Annotated in this window: 16 protein-coding genes; 8 read left to right on the forward strand and 8 right to left on the reverse strand. The window is 66.7% G+C overall.

What is annotated here, in order from left to right:
- Positions 1 to 110 precede the first annotated feature (110 nt).
- A complete protein-coding gene (locus AC1Z3O_RS08195) occupies positions 111 to 791 on the reverse strand; it encodes an arylesterase (protein WP_483515034.1) in 681 nt (226 codons plus the stop codon).
- Here AC1Z3O_RS08195 and AC1Z3O_RS08200 point away from each other — a divergent pair.
- Positions 790 to 1,488, forward strand: a complete 699-nt coding sequence (locus AC1Z3O_RS08200) for an ABC transporter ATP-binding protein (RefSeq protein ID WP_483515035.1) — start codon at positions 790 to 792, stop codon at positions 1,486 to 1,488. The two genes, AC1Z3O_RS08195 and AC1Z3O_RS08200, sit on opposite strands and share 2 nt — an antisense overlap.
- A gap of 88 nt (positions 1,489 to 1,576) precedes the next feature.
- Here AC1Z3O_RS08200 and pgi read toward each other — a convergent pair whose 3' ends face one another.
- The 4 genes from pgi to AC1Z3O_RS08220 all read right to left on the reverse strand — a co-directional run bounded on the left by pgi (position 1,577) and on the right by AC1Z3O_RS08220 (position 7,205).
- The gene (gene pgi / locus AC1Z3O_RS08205) at positions 1,577 to 3,202 is read right to left on the reverse strand and encodes a glucose-6-phosphate isomerase (RefSeq protein ID WP_483515036.1); all 1,626 of its coding nucleotides are present in this window, start codon (positions 3,200 to 3,202) and stop codon (positions 1,577 to 1,579) included.
- A gap of 133 nt (positions 3,203 to 3,335) precedes the next feature.
- On the reverse strand, positions 3,336 to 4,280 hold the full coding sequence (locus AC1Z3O_RS08210; RefSeq protein ID WP_483515037.1) for a DMT family transporter: 945 nt from the start codon (positions 4,278 to 4,280) through the stop codon (positions 3,336 to 3,338).
- Entirely contained in the window at positions 4,277 to 5,848 is a 1,572-nt protein-coding gene (locus AC1Z3O_RS08215) for an NAD(P)H-hydrate dehydratase (RefSeq protein WP_483515039.1), read from the reverse strand. Before AC1Z3O_RS08215 ends, AC1Z3O_RS08210 begins: the two co-directional genes overlap by 4 nt.
- A gap of 13 nt (positions 5,849 to 5,861) precedes the next feature.
- Positions 5,862 to 7,205: an amidase gene (locus AC1Z3O_RS08220; protein ID WP_483517547.1), complete on the reverse strand. Its 1,344-nt coding sequence runs from the start codon at positions 7,203 to 7,205 to the stop codon at positions 5,862 to 5,864.
- A gap of 278 nt (positions 7,206 to 7,483) precedes the next feature.
- Between AC1Z3O_RS08220 and AC1Z3O_RS08225 the strand changes: the two genes are divergently transcribed.
- The 4 genes from AC1Z3O_RS08225 to purL all read left to right on the forward strand — a co-directional run bounded on the left by AC1Z3O_RS08225 (position 7,484) and on the right by purL (position 13,409).
- Complete coding sequence (locus tag AC1Z3O_RS08225) at positions 7,484 to 8,059, forward strand: winged helix DNA-binding protein (protein WP_483515041.1); 576 nt, start codon at positions 7,484 to 7,486, stop codon at positions 8,057 to 8,059.
- Between the two features lie 192 nt (positions 8,060 to 8,251).
- Positions 8,252 to 8,590 carry an ArsR/SmtB family transcription factor gene (locus tag AC1Z3O_RS08230; RefSeq protein ID WP_483515042.1) on the forward strand — a complete coding sequence of 113 codons (339 nt, stop codon included), beginning with the start codon at positions 8,252 to 8,254 and terminating at the stop codon, positions 8,588 to 8,590.
- Entirely contained in the window at positions 8,587 to 9,096 is a 510-nt protein-coding gene (locus tag AC1Z3O_RS08235; RefSeq protein ID WP_483515043.1) for an SRPBCC family protein, read from the forward strand. The genes AC1Z3O_RS08230 and AC1Z3O_RS08235 overlap by 4 nt, the downstream gene beginning before the upstream one ends.
- 266 nt (positions 9,097 to 9,362) lie before the next feature.
- Positions 9,363 to 13,409 (forward strand): phosphoribosylformylglycinamidine synthase, encoded by a 4,047-nt coding sequence (gene purL, locus AC1Z3O_RS08240; protein ID WP_483515044.1) that lies wholly within the window; start codon positions 9,363 to 9,365, stop codon positions 13,407 to 13,409.
- Between the two features lie 550 nt (positions 13,410 to 13,959).
- On the opposite strand, the gene AC1Z3O_RS08245 is transcribed toward purL, so the two are convergent.
- The 3 genes from AC1Z3O_RS08245 to AC1Z3O_RS08255 form a co-directional block, all read right to left on the reverse strand.
- Positions 13,960 to 14,514 carry a TetR/AcrR family transcriptional regulator gene (locus tag AC1Z3O_RS08245; RefSeq protein ID WP_483515045.1) on the reverse strand — a complete coding sequence of 185 codons (555 nt, stop codon included), beginning with the start codon at positions 14,512 to 14,514 and terminating at the stop codon, positions 13,960 to 13,962.
- 283 nt (positions 14,515 to 14,797) lie between these two features.
- Positions 14,798 to 15,307: a hypothetical protein gene (locus tag AC1Z3O_RS08250; protein ID WP_483515046.1), complete on the reverse strand. Its 510-nt coding sequence runs from the start codon at positions 15,305 to 15,307 to the stop codon at positions 14,798 to 14,800.
- 100 nt (positions 15,308 to 15,407) lie between these two features.
- A complete protein-coding gene (locus AC1Z3O_RS08255) occupies positions 15,408 to 16,439 on the reverse strand; it encodes an AI-2E family transporter (RefSeq protein WP_483515048.1) in 1,032 nt (343 codons plus the stop codon).
- An 811-nt stretch (positions 16,440 to 17,250) separates the two neighbouring features.
- Between AC1Z3O_RS08255 and AC1Z3O_RS08260 the strand changes: the two genes are divergently transcribed.
- The 3 genes from AC1Z3O_RS08260 (at position 17,251) to AC1Z3O_RS08270 (ending at position 21,427) form a co-directional block, all read left to right on the forward strand.
- Positions 17,251 to 17,835, forward strand: coding sequence for a BPSL1445 family SYLF domain-containing lipoprotein (locus tag AC1Z3O_RS08260; protein WP_483515049.1), 585 nt, complete (start codon positions 17,251 to 17,253; stop codon positions 17,833 to 17,835).
- Between the two features lie 945 nt (positions 17,836 to 18,780).
- On the forward strand, positions 18,781 to 20,673 hold the full coding sequence (locus AC1Z3O_RS08265; protein ID WP_483515051.1) for an SAM-dependent methyltransferase: 1,893 nt from the start codon (positions 18,781 to 18,783) through the stop codon (positions 20,671 to 20,673).
- Positions 20,674 to 20,857: 184 nt separating this feature from the next.
- A complete protein-coding gene (locus AC1Z3O_RS08270; protein ID WP_483515053.1) occupies positions 20,858 to 21,427 on the forward strand; it encodes a cysteine dioxygenase family protein in 570 nt (189 codons plus the stop codon).
- Positions 21,428 to 21,461 lie beyond the last annotated feature (34 nt).

The following is a 21,461-nucleotide window of genomic DNA, read 5'->3' on the forward strand; positions in this document are numbered from 1 at the left end:
ACCCCCGCTGGAGCGAGTCCGGCGGGGGTTTTTCTTTGTGGGATTGCAGTGTGCGGGGCAAGGCCGGTGCAGCATTCCGTATTGCCGCACCTGCCGCCTGCGCACGGGTATCAGCGCAGTGTGGATGCCTTCACGCCGTGCGCGCCTTGCTGCAGCAGCGGCGCAAGCTGGGGCCAGACTGTGTCGAGCAGCGCGGGCTGCGCTGCGGCGGTCGGATGCAGGCGATCCGGCTGGAACCAGTCCGGCCGGTCGACCACCTTTTCCAGCAGGAACGGCACCAGCGCCACGCGGCACTCGGTCGCCAGCTTGGGATAGACGGCATGGAAGCGTTCCGCATAGTCCGGGCCGTAGTTGGGCGGAATGCGCATGCCGACCAGCAGCACGCGGGCGCCGGCCTGCTGCGCGCTGGTGACGATGGCGCGAAGATTGGCCTCAGTGCTCTGCACCGGCAGGCCGCGCAGCGCATCGTTGGCGCCCAGCTCGACCACCACCACGGCCGGCCGTTCGCGGGCCAGCAGGGCGGGCAGGCGCGTCTTGCCACCCACCGTGGTTTCGCCGCTGACGCTGGCATTGACGACGTTATAATCGAGGCGTTCCGTCCGCAGCCTGGCTTCGAGCAGCTTTACCCAGCCGGTGCCGCGCGCAATGCCGTACTCCGCCGACAGGCTGTCTCCGAGTACCAGCAATGACGGCGTTGCCGCGGCCGCGCCGAAGGAGGCGGCCAGCGTCGCCAGTCCCACGCTTGCCGCCAGCGCGATCCAGCGCAGCCGTCTCCAGATAGAGTTGCCCATGTCCTTACCCATTCTTGCCATCGATTCGCTAGGAAAGACCGTGGCCGATGCCACGGGTTCTCTGACGATTCTGCACGACGTCACGTTTTCCGTCACGCCGGGCGAGACGCTGGCCATCGTCGGGGCCTCGGGATCGGGCAAGTCGACGCTGCTCGGCCTGCTGGCCGGGCTGGACCTGCCGAGCACGGGCTCCGTGCGCTTGCACGGCGAGGACCTGTTCGCGCTGGACGAAGACCAGCGCGCCGCGCTGCGCGGCCGCTATGTAGGCTTTGTCTTCCAGTCTTTCCAGCTCGTCGGCCACCTGACCGCGCTGGAGAACGTGATGCTGCCGCTGGAGCTGCGAGGCGAACGCGATGGAGTGCGCGAACGGGCGCGCGACATGCTGTCCAGGGTGGGCCTCTCCGCGCGCCTGAACCACTACCCGCGCACCTTGTCGGGCGGCGAGCAGCAGCGCGTGGCACTGGCGCGTGCCTTCGTGACGCGGCCGGAGATCCTGTTTGCCGACGAACCTACGGGTAGCCTCGACACCGCGACCGGCGAGGCCGTCATCGCGCTGATGTTCGAGCTGAACCGCGACGCAGGTTCCACGCTGGTGCTGGTCACGCATGACCGCTCGGTGGCAGCGCGCTGCGGTCGCATCCTGACGATCGACGCGGGGCGCGTGGCCAGCGACGAGTGGATGGCGGCCGAGGTCTAGCGGCAAGGGCGGGCGAAGGCGGCCGGGATAGGCGGCTGTTGCCGGGCCCGTGCGTCCGTCGCCCCGTGGGTACTGCCGGCTTCGCCGCTTAGGCGTCGCCCAGCGCCGCGCGCGCCCGTGCGATCAAGGCTGCTGTGGAGGCGTCGTGCGGCACGCTGTTGCCGCCGGTCAGTTCCGCCTCGATGGGGCGTGCCAGCAGCTTGCCGAGTTCCACGCCCCACTGGTCGAACGAGTTGATGTTCCAGACCACGCCCTGCACGAAGGTGCGGTGCTCATAGAGGGCGATCAGCGCGCCCAGCGTCTGCGGTGTCACCTCCTGCATCAGCAGCGTGTTGCTGGGGCGGTTGCCGTCGAACACCATATGCGCGATGCAGGCTTCGTCAGCCGTGCCGTTGGCACGCACCTCGTCGGCGCTGCGCCCGCGCATCAGCGCCTCAGCCTGCGCGAAGCAGTTCGCCAGCAGCTTGGCATGATGGCCGGGCAGGGCGCGTGGCGGCCGCAGCGGCGCGATGAAGTCCACCGGCACGATCTGCGAGCCCTGGTGGATCATCTGGAAGTAGGCGTGCTGGCCATTGGTGCCCGCGGAGCCCCACACCACCGGCGAGGTATGCGCATGCACACGCTGGCCGTCGAGCCGGATCGACTTGCCGTTGCTCTCCATCTCGAGCTGCTGCAGGAAGGCAGGGAACAGTTCTAGGGAGGTGGAATAGGGCGCGACGCAACTGGTCGGCATGCCGAAGAAGTTGCGGTTCCAGATGCCCAGCATGGCCAGCACCACCGGCATATTGGCGGCCAGCGGGGCGCTGCGGAAGTGCTCGTCCATGGCGCGGCCGCCGGCCAGCAGCGCCGAGAAGGCGTCGAAGCCGAGCGCCAGCGCGATCGACAGTCCCACCGAGGACCACAGCGAGAAGCGTCCGCCCACCCAGTCCCAGAACTCGAACATATTGGCCGGATCGATGCCGAACGCGCGCACCGCTTCCAGATTGGTCGAGACCGCGACGAAATGCCTGGCGAGCCGGTCTTCCGGCACGCCATGGTCGAGGAACCAGCGGCGCGCGCTGCCCGCGTTGGCCATGGTCTCCAGCGTGGTGAAGGTCTTGGAGCAGATGATCACCAGCGTCTGCTCGGGCGACACCCGCGCCAGCGTTTCGGCCAGCTCGGTGCCGTCCACGTTCGAGACGAAGTGCAGGCGCGGGCCGTTGCTCGGCAGGTGCGCCAGTGCGCGGCAGACCATGCGCGGGCCCAGGTCAGAGCCGCCGATGCCGATGTTGACCACATCGGTGATGCGCTTGCCGGTGGCGCCCGTCCACTGGCCGCTGCGCACGCGCTCGGAGAATTCACGCATGCGCTCGCGCACGGCTTGCACGGCGGGCATCACCGGCTTGCCGTTGACGTAGTAGGGGGCGTCGGGCAGCGCGCGCAGTGCCATGTGCAGCGCGGCGCGATGTTCGGTGGCATTGATCTGGTCGCCGGCGAACATGGATGCACGGCGCGCATCGACCCCGGCCTCGTCGGCCAGCTGCATCAGCAGCGCGAAGGTCTGCGGCGTGATGCGGTTCTTGGCGTAGTCAAGATAGAGCCCGGCAGCTTCCAGCGAGAACTGCGCAACGCGGCGGCCGGCGTCGGCTACGTCGAACCAATCGCGCATCCGTTGCTCGCGGACGTCTTCATGATGCTGTTGGAGAGCGTCCCAGGCGTGAAGATTTATGGGCATGCGTGGCATTCAATGGCTTCGGACCCGCTGCGTCCGGCTGCGACGGGTGAGAGGTAAGTATAACGTGCGCACGCTGCGCGGCGCGGCGCGGAGTGTGCCGTACCGCACCCGACGGGCGCGGGGTAGCATGCCGTTACGTTTTTCCTGATAGGCGTGCCGATACGGTCCGCAGCAGCGGTTCGCCACCCGCCACGCACAGGCCACCCGCGCAGATCACCGCGATGCCCAGCGCGGTGGTCCAGTCCGGCAGCTGTTCGAAGGCCAGATAGCCGATGGCCGTGGCCGACAGGATCTGCAAGTAGAGGAAGGGGCTCAGGAAGGACGCGTCGGCATACTGGAAGGCGCGGATCACGAAATAGTGGCCGAGCGAGCCCGTCAGCCCCGCCGACAGCAGCAGCGCGCACTGCGCGGGCGTCGGCATGTTTTCGAACCAGAAGGCCGGCACCAGCAGCGAGGTCAGGCAGGCACCGGTCACGCCGCTCCAGATCAGGGTGGTCAGCGGCGCGTCATGCGCCGCGATGCGCCGGGTCAGCATCTGCATCAGCGCGAACACCAAGGCCGAGAACAAGCCGAGCGCGATGCCGGTAGGGCTCAACTCCCCGCCGGGGCGTACCACCACCAACATGCCGGCGAAGCCCACGGCGACGCCGGCCCAGCGACTCCAGCGCGCATGCAGCCCAGGTCGCTCGCCCAGCAGCCAGGGCGACAGGGCCACCACGAAGAGCGGGGCGCAGAAGTTCAGCGCCGTCGCCTGGGCCAGCGGCATCAGCTTGAGCACGCTGAAGAAGACGATGGTCGAAACCAGCATCAGGCCGCCGCGCAGCCACTGCAGGCCGGGGCGGGCGGGCCGCCACTGGCGGCGCCAGCCGGCGGGGCCGAGCAAGAGGAAGACGGCGGCAACGTGGCCGACATAGCGTACCCAGGCCACGGCCATCACGGGCAGGCCCTGCTGTGTCAGGGTCTTGCTGGTGGCGTCGAGCAGGCTCAGCACCCACTGGCCGATGACCAGCAGCGCAATGCCGGTCAGCAGCTGGCGCCGGTCCGCTCCGCCGAGAGCGAGTTCCGCGGGCCGGCTCATGGCTGGGCGTCAGGGCGGAGCGAGTTGAGCACCGCGCGCGCCGGCAGGTAGAGCTCGCTGGCCGTCAGGCCCGCGGGACCCTCGCCGGCGGCGGTCAGTCGGTCGGCGGCGCGGCCGTGTATCCATGCGCCAGCGCAGGCCGCCTGTGCCGCTGGCATGCCCTGGGCCAGCAGGGCGCCGATCATCCCGGCCAGGACGTCGCCGGTGCCGGCGCTGGCCAGGGCCGCGCTGCCGGTGGGGTTGATGGCCGGCGCGGCGCCGTCGGCGCTGGCGATCACGCTGCCCGAACCCTTGAGCACCACCGTGGCCTGCCATTGCGCGGCCAGCGCGCGCGCCGCGGCGAGGCGGTCGCGCTGCACCATGTCCACGCTGGTGCCGAGCAGGCGCGCCGCTTCGAGCGGGTGCGGGGTCAGCACGCGAGGGGAGGCGAGCGCGCGCAGGCCGTGCGCGGCGTCGGCATCCGCGGCCAGCATATTGAGGGCGTCGGCGTCCAGCACCAGCGCGGTCTGCTTGCCCGCGAGGATTTGGAGCAGATGCACGAAATGCTTGCGCGATGCCGCGCTGGCGCCCATGCCCGGGCCGATCACCAGCGCCGACATGGCGGCCAGGTCGACCTCGGCAAGCGGGTGCAGCATCAATTCCGGGTGCACGGGGTCGAGCACCGGTGCGGAGGTGGCCAGGAAGCCGATATGGACCCGGCCGGCCCCGAGGAACTGGGCCGCGCGCGCGCCCAGCAGCGGCGCGCCCACCATGCCCAGGCTGCCGCCGATCACGGCCAGCGAGCCAAAGCTGCCCTTGTTGCTGTCATGCCGGCGCGCCGGCAGCGCAGCGCGGAAGACGGCGGGCACATTGACGCAGGCGCTCGGCGCTGCTGCCGGCGGATAGGCGAGCCCGAGCGGTGCGATATCGACCGCGCCCGCGCAATCGCGTCCGTCGAGCGTCAGCAGTCCCGGCTTGGCGCACAGGAAGGTGAGCGTGCGCACGGCCCGTACCGCCGGCTTGCCCGCGCCGGTGTCGGCAAACAGGCCGCTGGGAATGTCGAGCGAGTAGACCGGCAGGCCGGCGCCATTCAGGTGCGCGATCCATGCGCCGATGCGGCCATCGGCGGGACGATTCAGGCCGATGCCCAGCAGGCCGTCCACCAGGGCCACTGTATCGGCGGGCCAGTCGGGCAGCGTGCTCGCGGCGTCGTCGAACTGCCGCATCGGGACGCCTGCGGCGCATGCCTCTTGCCAGGCTCGCGCGGCGTCCGCGGGCAGGCGCTGCGGGTCGCCGAGCAGCCAGACCCGGACCGGCCTGCCGGCCCGGTGCAGCAGGGTGGCCGCGACCAGGGCGTCTCCGCCGTTGTTGCCCGGCCCCGCCAGGCAAAGCAGCGGACCGGGCGGCGCATGATGGGCGAGCCAGCCGGCGGCGGCCGCACCCGCGCGCGCCATCAGCGTGAAGGCCGGCAGCGCCGCCAGGGCCGCACTTTCGATGGCGCGGATGCCAGCGGTGTCGAGCAGGGGGATGCTGGTGGTGCTCGCCGCATCGAGCGCGAACCAGTCTGCACTGGCGGGCTGGCTGGACATGTCGTCTTCCCGCTCAGGCCGCCGGGCGCAGGATGGCTTCCAGCGACAGCGCGGCACCGAGCAGCCCGGCGTCGCGCATGGGGCCGTGCGACAGCATCAGCCCGACCGGCAGTTCGTCGGCCGCATGGCAGGGCAGGGAGATTGAGCAGCCGTCGAGGAAGTTGAAGGCAGAGGTGTTGCGCAGCAGCAGTGCATTGGTGCGGAAGAACAGGGCGTCGTCAGCGACCAGCGGCTGCAGCGGCGGCGCCACCATCGGCACGGTCGGGCAGGCCACCGCGTCGTAGCCCTCCAGGCGCGCCTGCACGCGCGCGATCCAGTCGAGGCGGGCGCGCGTCAGGTCGACATAGTCGGCCGCGCTCATCGCCGCGCCGCGCTCGATGCGCATGGCCACGCGCGGATCGTATTGCTCGCGCCGCCCGGCCAGCAGGTGGCGGTGGATGGACCACGCCTCGGCCGCGGTGAAGCCGCCTGCCGCATTGAGGCCCGGCAGTTCCTCCAGTTCGGGCAGGTCGATATGTTCGATGCGCACGCCCGCGGCCGAGAGCCGGCCGAGCGCGCGGTCGAAGGCGTGCGCCACCACCGGCTCCAGGTCGTCCTGCAGATACTGGCGCGCCACGGCGAGGCGCAGCCCCGCGGGGGCCTTGCCGGCCGGCGTAAGCGCGTTGTCGGCGATGACGCTATCCACCAGCATGCAGGTGCTGACGTCGCGCGCCATGGCGCAGGCGGTGTCCAGCGTGTAGGACAGCGGGAAGGCGCCGGCGAGCGGCACGCGGCGCGTGGTCGGCTTGAAGCCGGTCAGGCCGCACAGGGCGGCCGGAATGCGGATGGAGCCCCCGGTGTCGCTGCCCAGGCCGGCCACGGCCAGGCCCAGCGCCACCGACACCGCGGCACCGGAAGACGAGCCACCGGGAATGCGTGCCACGGCCGCATCGCACGGATTGTGCGGCGTGCCGAAATGCGGATTGATGCCGACGCCGGAAAAGGCGAACTCGCTCATATTGGTGCGTCCCACCAGCGCGGCGCCGACGCTGCGCAGGCGGGCGATCACGGCGGCATCCGCCGCGGCGGGCGCGGCATCGTCGCGCGCGATGGCGGCCGCGCGTGTGACTTCGCCGGCAATGTCGAATAGGTCCTTGGTGGAAACCGGCAGGCCGGCCAGCGGATGCAGCGCCTTGCCGGCGAGCGCGGCGGCGTCGGCGGCGCGCGCCACGCGCAGGGCGTCATCGAAGCTGGTCTGCAGGAACACCGAGCGCGCGGAGGCGTCGGCCGCCGCGGCCTGGGCGGCTTCGACGATGGCGGCGCGGCTGTTGGTGCCGGCGCGGAAACCGGCGTGCAGGGTATCGAGGTCGGGCAGCATCATGGCAAGGAGTGTCGGCAGACGGGTTGGCGGGGCATCCGAGGGGACCGGTCGAGTCTAGCGAGGTGCGCCAGCGTGCGCAACCGCGCGCAGGACGGGGTGCGCCGCCAGGGCCAGGCAGGAAGCGGGCGCGAGGGCGGGAGCGTGCGCCGGAGCGGTGGTCATGTGGGCAAATTGCCAATAAACTCTCAAGAAAAACCGCGCCCGCCGGGCCGCCCCCGGGGCCGCCGGCATCGACCGAGGTGCGGCCGCAGTCCCGATATTTCAGGAGTATCCCGATGGCTCGCAAGCCAGCCCAGGCCGACCCGGCCAATGCCGACGATCCCGCTGCAGATCTGCAGCCGCACGCGGCCGGTCCCACCATCGTCTCTTCGGCCCACCTGGTGTCGGCCCGCAGTCCCGAGCTCTCGGAGTTCGAGTTCGGCCTGAACACCGCGTACAACGCCTACAGCCGCTGGGTGGTGCGCTGCATGGGGGCCGCCGGCGTGCACGACCTGACCTTCCTCGACGTGCTCGTGCTGCACCACGTCAACCACCGCGGGCGCGCCAAGCGCCTGGCCGACATCTGCTTCGTGCTGAATGTGGAAGACACCCATCTCGTCACCTATGCCCTGAAGAAACTGCAAGGGCTGGGCCTGGTGGCCGGCGAGCGCGTCGGCAAGGAGGCGACCTACCTGACCACGGCCAGCGGCGCGGAAGCCTGCGCGCGCTACCGGGAGATCCGCGAGCAATGCCTGACCAGCAATATGACGCCGGGCAGTGCGGAGAATGCGGAGATCGGCGAACTGGCGCGCCTGCTGCGCGTGCTGACCGGCCTGTACGAGCAGGCAGCGCGCTCGGCCACTTCGCTGTAGCTGCCGCGCGGCACCCGTCAGCGCGCCGACGTTGCCATCCGCTGCCTTGACGGACGGCGCGCCGTGCCGCCTTGCCTTGCGCTTGATGTCCGGCGCCCGCGCGCCGGCCGAGGCGATTCCGCCTTGCTGGCGCGTCCGGCCCGCCCGATCCGGCGCTTGACCCGCGCTACGGCTCTGCCTAAAGTTAGGTAAATGCCTAAGCAATCCATCCCGCTAGACCGCATCTTCCAGGCCCTGGCCGATCCGACGCGGCGCGCCGTCGTCGAGCGCCTCAGCGGCGGCCCGGCCACGGTGAGCGAATTGGCGCACCCGTTCCAGATGGCGCTGCCGTCCTTCATCCAGCACCTCGACGTGCTGGAGCGGTGCGGCCTGGTGTCGTCCCACAAGGCCGGCCGGGTGCGCACCTACACGCTGGCGCCGCAGCCGCTGCAGGCCGCCGGGCAGTGGATGGAGGCGCAGCGCGCCAACTGGGCGCTGCGGCTGGATCAGCTTGACAGCTTTCTCGTGCAGACCAAGGAGCAGGAACCATGACACAGGACTACCAGCCCTACCAGCCCGACCCCCGGCTCGATCTCGTGATGGAGCGTGTCGTCGACGTATCGCCGGAGCGGGTCTGGGCGGCGTGGACGCAGCCCGAGCAGTTGAAGAAGTGGTTCACGCCGGCGCCGTGGGCCACTGTGGACGCCGAGATCGACCTGCGTCCCGGCGGCATTTTCCGCACCGTGATGCGCTCGCCCGAAGGCCAGGACTTCCCGAACATCGGCTGCTACCTGGAGGTGGTGCCGAACCGGCGCCTGGTTTGGACCAATGCGCTGCTGCCCGGATTCCGTCCCGCGCTCGAGGCGCCCGGCGACCACTGCGGCGCGTTCGCTTTCACCGCGGTGGTCTCGCTTGCGCCGGAGGGGCAGGGCACGCGCTATACCGCTCTCGTCATCCACGGCGACCAGGCCGGGCGCGACAAGCACGAGCAGATGGGCTTCCACGAGGGCTGGGGCAAGGCGCTCGATCAGCTGGTCGCCATGGTCAGGTCGATGTAGCCGCACTTTCCCGGCTGGCAGCACGCGGCCGCGGCCGCATGGCGGACGCCCAGCAATGTGGCCTGCGCCGTACATTGCGCCGCCGCTCGCCACGGCGCGCCGTGGCGCTGCCGGCGCGGCCGGCGGCGGGCCCGGCCATCGCCTGCCGCACTGCGGGAAACACCCCCCGCTAAGGTATAATTCCATGCTTTCGTTGCCGGACGCCCCACTCAGCGGCGCCCGCCGGCCGCAGTCCACTCCTCCTACGCCTCCCGACCGCTCAGATCATGGCGCATTTTTCGTGCTTCCCCGGCGCTTTGGCGCTTTCCGCCTTCCGCCAGCAACGCCTGCTCACGGCCCTCAAGCAAGTCGACGCCGACATCGAATCGGTGCACGGCCAGTTCCTGCACTTCGTCGACAGCACCGCGCCGCTCTCGGCCGAAGACAGCGGCCGCATCGGCGCGCTGCTCACCTACGGCGCACCGTTCGCTGCCCAGCCCGAGGGTGACCGCTTCGTCGTGATTCCGCGTTTCGGCACCATCTCGCCGTGGGCCAGCAAGGCCACCGACATCGCGCACAACTGCGGCCTGACGCACGTGCACCGCATCGAGCGCGGCATCGAGATCACCGTGGTCTGCAAGAAAGGCCTGCTGCGCGGCCGCAAGACGCTGGACGCGGGCATGCGCGCCGCCGTGGCTGCCCACCTGTTCGACCGCATGACCGAGATCGTGGTGGCCACGCGCGAGGAGGCCGCCGGCCTGTTCGAGGAGCTGCCCGAAAAGCCGCTGCGCTTTATCGACATCGCGGGCGGCCGCCCGGCGCTGGCGCAAGCCAACGTGGAGATGGGCCTGGCACTATCGGAAGACGAGATTGACTACCTGATCGACGCCTACGCCAAGCTCGGCCGCAACCCGACCGACGTCGAGTTGATGATGTTCGCGCAGGCCAACAGCGAGCACTGCCGCCACAAGATCTTCAACGCCACCTGGACCATCGACGGCGTGCAGCAGGACAAGTCGCTGTTCGCGATGATCCGCAACACGCACCAGCTCAATCCGCAGGGCTCGATCGTGGCCTACTCGGACAACTCGGCCGTGATGGAAGGCGACGTGGCCGAGCGCTGGTTCCCGCGCGGCAGCGAGCAGCAGTACGGCCGCCACCAGGCGCTGACGCACACGCTGATGAAGGTGGAGACGCACAACCACCCGACCGCCATCTCGCCCTTCCCGGGCGCCTCCACCGGCGCCGGCGGCGAGATCCGCGACGAGGGCGCGACCGGCCGCGGCGCCAAGCCCAAGGCGGGCCTGACCGGCTTCACCGTGTCCAACCTGATGCTGCCCGACGCGGTGCAAGCGTGGGAGAACGACCGCGACGCGGCCCAGCCGCTGGCGCACCGCAACCCGGACGACAAGCCGGGCGTGACCGGCAAGCCCGAGCGCATCGCCTCGCCGCTGCAGATCATGATCGACGGCCCGCTGGGCGGCGCCGCCTTCAACAATGAATTCGGCCGCGCCAACCTGGGCGGCTACTTCCGCGTCTACGAGCAGAACGTGGGCGGCACCGTGCGCGGCTACCACAAGCCCATCATGATCGCCGGCGGCATCGGCAATATCGATGCCAGCCACACGCACAAGGACGCGGTGCCGGCCGGCTCGCTGCTGATCCAGCTCGGCGGCCCCGGCATGCGCATCGGCATGGGCGGCGGCGCCGCCAGCTCGATGGCCACCGGCACCAACACCGCTGACCTGGACTTCGACTCCGTGCAGCGCGGCAACCCCGAGATGGAACGGCGCGCGCAGGAAGTCATCAACGCCTGCTGGCAGCTCGGCGACGCCAACCCCATCCTGTCCATCCATGACGTGGGCGCGGGCGGCATCTCCAATGCCTTCCCCGAGATCGTCGACGGCGCCGGCCGCGGCGCGCGCTTCGACCTGCGCCAGGTGCACCTGGAAGAGTCGGGCATGAGCCCGGCCGAGATCTGGTGCAACGAGTCGCAGGAACGCTATGTGATGGCGATCGCCCCGGAATCCTTCCCGCTGTTCCAGGCCATGTGCGAGCGCGAGCGCGCTCCCTTCGCTGTGGTCGGCGTGGCCACCGAGGAAAAGCAGCTGCAGCTGGTCGACGCCAGCGTCGACGCCGCGCTCAAGGAGCACTACACCGTCGATATGCCGATGGACGTGCTGCTGGGCAAGCCGCCGCGCATGCACCGTGACGTCACCCGCGTCGAGCAGGAACTGCCGCCGGTCGACGTGACCGGTGTCGCGCTGGAGCAGGCCGTGCGCGACGTGCTGCGCCACCCCACCGTGGCCAGCAAGTCCTTCCTGATCACCATCGGCGACCGCACCGTGGGCGGCATGAACGCGCGCGACCAGTTCGTCGGCCCCTGGCAGGTGCCGGTGGCCGACGTGGCCGTGACCACGCTCGACTACCAGGGCCGCGCCGGCGAAGCCATGACCATGGGCGAGCGCACCCCGCTGGCCGTGATCGACGCTGCCGCCTCGGGCCGCATGGCCATCGGCGAGGCGCTGACCAACCTGGCCGCCGCGCCGGTCAAGGACCTGGGCAAGGTCAAGCTGTCGGCCAACTGGATGGCCGCCTGCGGCGTGGCCGGCGAAGACGCCAAGCTGTACGACACCGTCAAGGCCGTCGGCATGGAACTGTGCCCGGAACTGGGCATCAGCATCCCGGTGGGCAAGGATTCGCTGTCCATGCGCACCAAGTGGCAGGACGAAGGCGTGGACAAGGAAGTGGTGGCGCCGGTCTCGCTGATCATCTCGGCCTTCGCCGCCGTCGACGACACCGACCGCACGCTGACCCCGCAACTGCGCACCGACCTGGGCGAGACCACGCTGATCGCGATCGACCTGGGCCGCGGCAAGAACCGCATGGGCGGCAGCATCCTGGCGCAGGTGACCCAGCAGGTGGGCGACACCGTGCCGGACGTGGACAACGCCGAGGACCTGAAGCAGTTCTTCAATGTGATCCAGCGCCTGAACCGCGAAGGCAAGCTGCTGGCCTACCATGACCGCTCCGACGGCGGCTTCCTGGCCACGCTGGCCGAGATGGCCTTCGCCGGCCACACCGGTGTGTCGCTCAACGTCGATATGCTGACGCTGGAGCCGGGCCAGGAGCAGGACTACGGCGACGCCAAGAACTGGGCGCAGCAGATCGCCGAGCGCCGCAACGACCAGACCCTGCGCGCGCTGTTCTCGGAAGAGCTGGGCGCCGTGATCCAGGTGCGCCGCGAAGAGCGCGACGCGGTCTTCGCCGTGCTGCGCGAAGTCGGCCTGTCGGCCTGCAGCCACGTGGTCGGCAAGACCAACACGAGCGACCAGTTCGAGATCTTCCGCGACGCCAAGAAGGTCTTCAGCGTGGCGCGCGGCGAGCTGCAGCGCACCTGGAGCGAGGTGAGCTGGCGCATCGCGCGCCTGCGCGACAATCCCGCCTGCGCCGACAGCGAATACGAGCGCCTGCTCGACGCGGCCGACCCCGGCATCGCGCCGGTGCTGAGCTTCGACCCGGCCGAGGACATCGCCGCGCCCTTCATCGGCACTGGCGCGCGTCCGCGCGTGGCCATCCTGCGCGAGCAGGGCGTGAACTCGCAGATCGAGATGGCGTACAGCATGGACCGTGCCGGCTTCGACGCCTACGACGTCCACATGAGCGACCTGATCGCAGGCCGCGCCAAGCTGTCGGACTTCACCGGCTTCGTCGCTTGCGGCGGCTTCAGCTACGGCGACGTGCTGGGCGCGGGTGAGGGCTGGGCCAAGACCATCCTGTTCAACGGCCAGATGGCCGAGCAGTTCGCGGCCTTCTTCAACCGCCAGGACACCTTCGCGCTGGGCGTGTGCAACGGCTGCCAGATGATGAGCAACCTGGCCCCGATCATCCCGGGCGCCGGCGCCTGGCCCAAGTTCACGCGCAACCAGTCGGAGCAGTACGAAGCGCGCTTCGTCACGGTGGAAGTGCAGTCCTCGCCGTCGATCTTCTTCGCCGGCATGGAAGGCAGCCGCATCCCCATCGTGGTCGCGCACGGCGAAGGCTTCGCCGACTTCTCGCAGCAGGGCGACAAGGCCAAGGTCGACGTGGCGCTGCGCTTCGTCGACAACCGCGGCGCGGTCACGCAGACCTATCCGCTCAACCCGAACGGCTCGCCCGACGGCATCACCTCGGTGACCACCACCGACGGCCGCTTCACCGTGCTGATGCCGCACCCGGAGCGCGTGTTCCGCGCTGCCACCATGAGCTGGGCGCCGGACGCCTGGAAGCAGGTGGCCGACGGCGGCAGCCCCTGGATGCGCATGTTCCGCAACGCGCGGAAGTGGGTGGGGTAAGCAGGCGGGAGTAGGGCGCATTCTGCCGGAGCCGGCAGGGTGCGCCAATACTGAGTGCCAAGCACGAGGTCTTGGCTCCCTCTCCCCTCATGGGGAGAGGGGTGGTCTAGCAAGGCGCCACGCAAAGACGAAGCCGTCGGTGTGATCCAGCACGACAAGGCCAATACGAAGTCGCTGGTGTGATCCAGCACGTCGCCGCTCGCCAGCGCCTGCCCTCTCCCCCGGCCCCTCTCCCGCAGGCGGGAGAGGGGAGCAAACCACCGCAGCGCTAAACCCATCGCGTCAGCCGAAGCCGGCCGGATACGCCAACGCCGCTGGCCAAGCATAGTGTCTTGACCCCCTCTCCCCGCATGGGGAGAGGGCCGGGGTGAGGGGTGGTTTAGCAAGGAGCCAGGCAAAGACGAAGCCGTCGGTGTGGTCCAGCACGACATGGCTACGACGAGGCCGACGGTGTGATCCAGCACGTCGCCGCTCGCCAGGTGGGGCAGTGACCTGCTTGGCGAGCCCAGCCTGCGCGAGGCGCAGGCCAACCACAACCCACGCACGTGGGTTATAGAGACCCCATGCGGGCCAGCACCGCAGGCAATTCCTTGGGTGGTCTCAATTTGCTCAACAGCCATTCCACAGCACTGGCCGCTTGGTGACGATCGTAGCGAGCCGAGGAACAATGCACCGCCAGGCCCTGAAGCAATAACTGCAAAGCCAGAAGTTCAGGGTCGGCGGGACCATGCGGGTCCATTCCATACAGGCGCTTGGGTACCGTGGCGAGTAGCGGCTCAATGGCTTGGCTCAAGCGGGCGTCGCCGCGCGTCGCCATCCAGACTTCGAACATTGCCAGGGGCGCGTGGCCCCGGCCATGCTGCAGCAGGGCGTGCAGCGCCACGTGAAACCTGATAGTGGCCGACATTGGCCCTAGCGCTTCCAGCCGTGCCGCTTCTCTGTCGATCAGGAGCGCCACCATGGCCGGCAGCAGGTCGTAACGCCCAGCCGGAAAGTGATAACGCAGCGCGCCCCGGCTGATTCCGGCCATTTCACATACCCGCGCTTCTCCAAACGCCGCGTAGCCCTGCTCGTTCAGCAGTGTGACTGCGGCATGGATCAGCATCTCCCGTGTGGACGCACTTCGTTCGGCTTGCGTTCGCATGGGCGCGATTGTACGCGAATCGTGCGACCTCAGCCTTTAACGCGCGGCGCGAGACCGTCTGTCACCAGGTGGGTTCTGTGCGAGCTGGCCGCAGGGCACAAGGATGGAGAGGAGGTCGGCTGAAGCGTAGCGGCGTGCTTAGTGTGGCGCCGCGGGAGCGCCTGACTAAAGAAGTCAAGGCGGTGAGGCCAAGCTGCCGTCGACGGGCCATCTGGGGGACGGAGCCCCATTTTTGAACGGGCTTCTAAGGCCGCGCAGATGACCTTCTCTTGCGTACGACAGCCATCGAAATCAGATCGAGTCCCAGGAACAATGTCAGCAACTGAATGGGAGCATTGGGGAAGATTGCCGCCAGAAAGACGGCCAGGAAGAAGGATAGTCCTGCGCTGACCAGCCCCATTACATCGATACGCATCGAACTCGCTTCGAGCGTCGAGATGATCTTTGCACATCCGTCGAGCACGAAGAAGATCATCAGCATCGGCGCGATTCCAAGCTTCGGCCGCTCGCCCAGCAGCATCAGCGCTCCGATCAACAAGGGGATGACAACTGGCGGAATCTTTCGCACGAACTCCCACGTACCCCATGGTGCTGAAAGCAGCCGCAGCAAGTTGGCAAAGCTGCAGAAGATCAGCATCCTTCCGATAAACAGCGTGCCGATCAAGGAAGTCGTGATCCATGGCACGACGATGCAGAGCACGCCTGCGACTGCCAGGAGGATCGAACTGAATGAACGCCATAGTGAGCGGGCCATATCTACGAAATCCAGTCAGGAATGCATTGTGATTGGAATGACCAGCGCCCCAAGGCGACAAGCTTGCCTGGTCGCGAGTCGCACTCTCCGGCGCGGCAGCTTACCCAGGCAATCCATTCTTCGAGAGCAGGATTGCAATCGGCCGCGTATGTTCGAACTCGGCCAGCGCGATGACGAGCGAGACGGTCAGCGGCACAGCAAGGAACGCTCCCGACATGCCCCACAGCGCCGACCATACCGCTATGCTGGCAAGGATGGCCAGCGGGCTCAGGTTAAGCGAATTTCCCATAACGTATGGATCGAGGATGTTGCCGATCACGAACTGGATCGAAATCAACGCAACCGAGAGGAACAGTACGTCACCGAAACTGCCGAACTGCAGCACCGCCATCAGCACGGGCATTGCCACACCAACCACCGATCCGACGTAGGGGATGAAGTTGGTGACACCGATCAGCAGTGCCCAAAGCTCCGCCAGCTGCAAGCCATACCACGCCATGATCGCCCAGCTGACACCCCCCAGCAGCACACTTAGAAGCGTCTTCAGGGCAAGGTATTGGCCGATGCGACCGTTCACCTCGTCCAACATGGCGCGCACGCGCAGACCCGACGCACCGCCGAACATCAGTTCGATCTTGCGATTGAGCACGCGCCGCTCCAGCAGCAGAAACGCGGCATACAGCACGACCAGAAACAGGTTGACGACGACCGACGACAGCGAATAGATCGTCGTGGTGATCAGCGACTGGAAGTTGACGGCCGCGATCACGTCGCGACGCAGAGACTCCCAGGTCGGCTCGTCCTCGAAGTGCATCCAGGTTGAGATCGCCCTGGCCAAGGCCAATGCGGCCTCCTGCAAGCGAGGCGCCACGCGCAATATGGCGTCGGCATTGAGGGCCAGCATCTCGACGGCGAATGCCAGTACCGCACCGATCAGCAGGATCGACACCAGGTAACAGGCGGGTACCGGCAACCGCCTTCGCGCAATGGACACCTTGTGCAGCAGCATGGTCAGGCCGTAGACCACATAGGCAATGCCGAATGCGCAGACGATCGGCACAATGACACCCTTGCCGACATGGAGCGCCCACCCAAGAACGATCGCGACCATGACGATGACCGCGGTAGTCAATGCCCTAAGCTCCATGACATTCCTCACTGGCGGGTGCATTGCTTTCCGGATCGTCCCCAGTCCAATGGCAGTCCGGATCAATCAAGCGTGGTGAAGCGAATGTCTACAGCATAGGCCGCGTGCAAAGGCGTGTTGGGCAGCGGAGATAGCGGGTTGCTCCATCACGCCGGCCGCTTGCCGGACAAACTTCAGCGTTTTCGCCGCCGATCCATTCGGAAGACACCTCTGTCTATGCAGACCGGCCATCAGCGCCCCGGCCAGCTCGCGCGACGGCAGGCGTCTCAGGTAGCTCTGGATTCCATTGACCCAAGCTCACGAAGGTGGGGCCTTCATTGCCGAACCGGGCATTCTCCGCCAAGGGAAACGTGCATGTTCATGCACATTTTCCGCTATTCCGTTGATGTTTCCGTTGGATTATATGTCGCTTCTACGCTGATTTTTCGATCCGCTTACCGTGTCCGCCCAGGCGCGCCAGAGCATTTGAAAGACATGGCGACAGTCCTTGTAGAAAATTTTCATCACGGCTAAGACGCCACTTAAGCAGATTCTGCCTATATATATTTGAGAGAGTTCGAACGAACCAGGGCTGGATGAGGTTCGCAACGGGGCGTCGTCCCGCCAAAGCCAAAGCCGGCACGCGTTGGGTTGGGGCGGTGCCCATTACCTGCGAGTGGACTCGCGAGACTGACGCGTTGAAGCGCACCGCTGGGTGGCAGACAAGACTGGGGACCCCGACCGCAACATCAGCGCCTACACTGAATCTCGCTGCGGTAGAAGATCAACATGCAATAGGTTAGCGGAGGATGGAAAGATGCACCGTCGAACTTTCATCAAGACCAACACTCGTATCGCGCTAGCGGCTGCCCTCGTGGGGATCAGTGGATGCACGAGCACCGGCCCGAGTGCCTCCCAGGACACGGCCGCGCGCCGCGCGGAGCTGGACGCGGGCGTGCAAGGCGCACTGAACCGGCTTTACGAGTCGGTGCCGAGCGCCCGGGAGCTGGGTTCACGCGCGCAGGGAATCCTGGTCTTCCCCCGCGTCCTTGGCGCAGGCTTTATTGTGGGCGGCGAATCGGGAGATGGCGCACTGGTGACCAAGAGCGGGACTTCGGGCTACTTCCGAACCACCTCCGCGTCGTTCGGCGCGACGGCCGGCGCCCAGTCGCGCTCGATCATCATCATGTTGATGACACAATCCGCCTATGACAGCTTCGTAGCCAGCAACACCTGGACAATCGGTGCCGACGCCAGTGTCGCGGTTGCGCGAATTGGCGCCAACGGAACCATCGATACCCTTACGATGCGTCAACCCATCATTGCGTTCTCGCAGACGAACGCCGGTTTGATGGTCGACGTATCGCTGAATGGTGCGCGCATACGACGATTGGAGCTGTGATATCGACACCCTTCATGAGGGTGGCGAAGAAAACCATGCGCTGCAACTGAGTGTCGAGGCCCTAAAGAGAAAGGGCCCACCGTTACTCAGTTGCGGCAAAACGCGGCGTGCGACGGTGCACCAGGGAAGGTTGTCAGTGGCATCCGTGCCCGCAAAAGCCCACAAGCCGAGCCGCGCGCGAATCAACACGCGCCAGTCTGGCCGTAGATGATCTACCTCGCTCTTCGCCGTGGGAGTCAGCACAGCGGCGGGCTTGCGTTGCGCGGCCGACGACAGGATGCTCCGTCGCATCAATAGCAATACGTCAATACGTACTTGCGCACGGCCAGGCCCGCACCGGGCTGCTGTTCATGGCAGAGCGGCGGAAGTCGTCGAACAGGTCGTGAGCCTCCTCGCGCTTGCCCTCCTGCCGGTCCATGGATAGTGGCGCTCTCTTCGATATTATTGGCTGTGCCCGTTTGCCGACTGCCGTTCAAAAAAGAGATTCGTATTCTCGGACCAGCCGAAGTCTATTCAGTGCGAGTGGCGCTGCGCAGGAATACTATTAAATTGTATTGCGATGGGTCCGGCTGCATTTAAATGAGTTCATTCACGCATGGGGTCGTTCGAACCCAGGGGTATCATCATTGAAATCGGAATGGAGCACGCCTACGGCGCCGTGACCGCGCAAACCATTAAATGTGCGATGAACGAGATGCCTGAGGTCATAAATACACGCACCGAAATCGCGATCGGCTTGCGGCGCGTCGGAGGTCCTTTCCGGCCAGTTTCGGTCATTCGATGACCCAAGACGTTCAGCGGCTAACATCAGCGGCAAGGTCTGCATAAAAGTCCGGAAGACAGCCACGAATAGCGTGCCCCTCCGCGCGCCCACGAATGCGTCAATTTCGCTTGCACCTGACACTACGTCAGGTTCTATGGTTGACGCCAACGACTAGGAAGGCAATGCAACTAAAAATCGGCGAGCTGGCGAAGAAGGCAGGACTGAGCGTTCGGGCACTACATCACTATGACGCAATCGGGTTGCTGTCACCGTCGAAGCGCACCGATGGTGGCGCGCGCCTGTATGGGCGCGACGATCTGGTCCGGCTGCATCGTATCGAGGCGCTGAAACGGTTCGGGTATTCGCTTCCAGACATCAAGGCCAGCCTCGATGGCCAGCTGGCCGGCGCACCGCTACAGATTCTGCAGCGCCAGATCACAGAGCTCAACGCGCAGGCATTGCGCGCGCAGCGCCTTAGTCGTCACTTGCAACACATCGTCGACATGATCGCTGCCGGCAGCGAGACCACGGCGACCGACTGGCTGAGCACTCTGGAGCTAATGAATATGTACCAAAAACACCTGAATGACGACGAACTCGATGTGCTGCTTGCATCCCGGCCGGATACTGTCGCGCCAAGGGACCCGTCGTGGGTCGAGCTCATCGACGAGGTTCACCGTGCGGTGCAGCAAGCGCTGCCGGCCGAAAGCGACGCCGCCCAGGCGCTGGCCTGGCGCTGGATCCGGCTCGTGATTCGCATGACCCGCAACGACCCGGCGCTTGCTACCAAGTTGATGAAGATGCAGCTTGGCGAGCCGCGCGCCCAGCAAATCGTCGGCATTACGGTGGAGATGTTGGCATGGATCGACGAAGCGTTCACGCACGCGCGCTGTGCGCTGTTCGCCAAGTACCTCAGCTCGGCACAGGCTGACGAGGTGCGGCGCCGCCAGTTCGCCACCGCGAATAGTCGCGCATGGCCGGCGCTGGTGGTCGAACTGAGGGCACTCATGGAGGCGGGCGTCGACGCCGGCGCCGCACCGGTGCAGGCGATCGTCAAGCGCTGGCAGCAACTATTTCGCGACAGCTTCTGCGGAGACGACGCGGTCTTGGAGGCGCGCGTGCGCGATGCCTTGATGCGCGAACCGGATCTGCAACTGGGCGTCGGCCTCGACGATTCACTGTTGGCCTATCTGCACAAGGCGCATATCGTCGGCCACGACAGGGCACCGGTCAACGCCGGGCCCAAGCCGAGCGCGTTGATGGTGGCAACGCAGCGGGCCGCTCACCAGCTGCTTGACCGGCCGCTGGTGCTTGACGATCCGATCGCACTGACCGTTCTCGGCGCGGCCGAAGCACAGGCATTGCGTGACGACATCGACAGGTTCCGCCATCCGACCTCGGTGGGCATGCGTAGCTCGGTGGTCGTGCGCAGCCGGCTCGCCGACGACGTGTGGGCCGGGGCTGTCGAACGCGGCATTCGCCAGTATGTGGTACTCGGCGCGGGACTTGATACCAGCGCGTACAGGCATCCCGATACACGGGGTCGTATCTTCGAGGTCGACCTGCCGTCTACGCAGGAGTGGAAGCTGGCACGCCTGCGTGAGAGCGGTATTGCCGCGCCGCCGTCGCTGCATTTCGTGCCGGTCGACTTTGAGAGCGTTGGCCTCGCCGAGGGCCTTGCGCGTGCCGGTTTCGATGCCAGCGCGCCCGCTATGTTCAGTTGGCTTGGCGTGACGATGTACCTCGACGAGGCCGCAGTCATCGAAACCCTGCGCTTCATCGCCGGCTGCGCCAAAGGTAGCGCAGTGCTGCTCGAATATGTGATGCCGCTGTCGAGCTTGCCCCCGATCATGCGCATCGCAATGGAGCAATTGACGGCGCAATTCGCCGAGCGTGGCGAACCGTGGAAGAGCTTCTTCGAACCGGCCGCCCTGGCCGAGATGCTGACCGCGCTGGGCTTCAGCAGCAGCAACACCTGGACTCCGGACGAGTTGAACCGACGCTATCTTGCGAACCGCGCGGATGGATTGCACATCAGTGCAACGCCAGCGCGTCTAATTCTGGCAACCGTCTAGAAGTGCTTCCCGGATTGCACGCTCTATTCCGTGATCCAGGTAACCCCGACCTTCAGTACGGTTTCACGCGCCCCCGGAAATCCTTGTCGCTACCTTCACTTCGCATATCATCCATTGGATGTTGTCCCGTTAACTGCCAGGCGTCGCGGGTTGTCGCCGAGCCGGCCAGAGGCACGATTCACCCATGACCTCCCTCGCTCTCGAAGGCTTCATCGCCCAATCCTCCGCTCGAAGCCATCTACAGTCAGAGCCGGCCGACTGCGTGCTCGCCCTGGCACCGCTGATGCTCGATCTGATCGATCATGCCGGTACTTTCCTGGAGCCTCATCATTATCGGAGCAGCGACGCGGGCTATACCCGGAACCTCATCTACGAGGCCCCGGACAAAGACCTGTCACTGTACGCGCTCGTCTGGCTTCCGGGTCAATGGACGCCAGTACACGATCATGGAAGTTGGGGCGTCGTCGGCGTTGTCGAAGGCGTCCTGGAGGAACGTAGTTATGTGAGACTGTCGTCAGATCGTGGCGCTGACGAAGAGATCGACCTGGCGCGTGGGGGCGTCGTTTTACTGCGACGCGGGTCCGTGACCAGTTTCGTACCCAATCCCGATCATATTCACATGACCGGCGTTCCAACCGAGCGGTCCCGTGCGGTCAGCTTGCACCTTTATGGCAGAGCGATGAATGACTTCAACACGTACGACGTTGCCGCCCGCACCCGTCGCCGCGTGACCGTCCCGCATAACGAAAGTTGACTTCTAACGGTAACGGATAACGGAGGCGTCGGCG

Source organism: Cupriavidus sp. 09_S30, from assembly GCF_056930435.1.

Coding starts and splice junctions, on each gene's coding strand:
- AC1Z3O_RS08220 (WP_483517547.1), bottom strand. CDS start 7,205: ATGCTGCCCGACCTCGATACCCTGCACGCCGGTTTCCGCGCCGGCACC.
- AC1Z3O_RS08230 (WP_483515042.1), top strand. CDS start 8,252: ATGCCTAAGCAATCCATCCCGCTAGACCGCATCTTCCAGGCCCTGGCC.
- AC1Z3O_RS08245 (WP_483515045.1), bottom strand. CDS start 14,514: ATGCTGATCCATGCCGCAGTCACACTGCTGAACGAGCAGGGCTACGCG.
- AC1Z3O_RS08215 (WP_483515039.1), bottom strand. CDS start 5,848: ATGTCCAGCCAGCCCGCCAGTGCAGACTGGTTCGCGCTCGATGCGGCG.
- AC1Z3O_RS08200 (WP_483515035.1), top strand. CDS start 790: ATGTCCTTACCCATTCTTGCCATCGATTCGCTAGGAAAGACCGTGGCC.
- AC1Z3O_RS08260 (WP_483515049.1), top strand. CDS start 17,251: ATGCACCGTCGAACTTTCATCAAGACCAACACTCGTATCGCGCTAGCG.
- AC1Z3O_RS08210 (WP_483515037.1), bottom strand. CDS start 4,280: ATGAGCCGGCCCGCGGAACTCGCTCTCGGCGGAGCGGACCGGCGCCAG.
- purL (WP_483515044.1), top strand. CDS start 9,363: ATGGCGCATTTTTCGTGCTTCCCCGGCGCTTTGGCGCTTTCCGCCTTC.
- AC1Z3O_RS08270 (WP_483515053.1), top strand. CDS start 20,858: ATGACCTCCCTCGCTCTCGAAGGCTTCATCGCCCAATCCTCCGCTCGA.
- AC1Z3O_RS08225 (WP_483515041.1), top strand. CDS start 7,484: ATGGCTCGCAAGCCAGCCCAGGCCGACCCGGCCAATGCCGACGATCCC.
- AC1Z3O_RS08235 (WP_483515043.1), top strand. CDS start 8,587: ATGACACAGGACTACCAGCCCTACCAGCCCGACCCCCGGCTCGATCTC.
- AC1Z3O_RS08195 (WP_483515034.1), bottom strand. CDS start 791: ATGGGCAACTCTATCTGGAGACGGCTGCGCTGGATCGCGCTGGCGGCA.
- AC1Z3O_RS08250 (WP_483515046.1), bottom strand. CDS start 15,307: ATGGCCCGCTCACTATGGCGTTCATTCAGTTCGATCCTCCTGGCAGTC.
- pgi (WP_483515036.1), bottom strand. CDS start 3,202: ATGCCCATAAATCTTCACGCCTGGGACGCTCTCCAACAGCATCATGAA.
- AC1Z3O_RS08265 (WP_483515051.1), top strand. CDS start 18,781: ATGCAACTAAAAATCGGCGAGCTGGCGAAGAAGGCAGGACTGAGCGTT.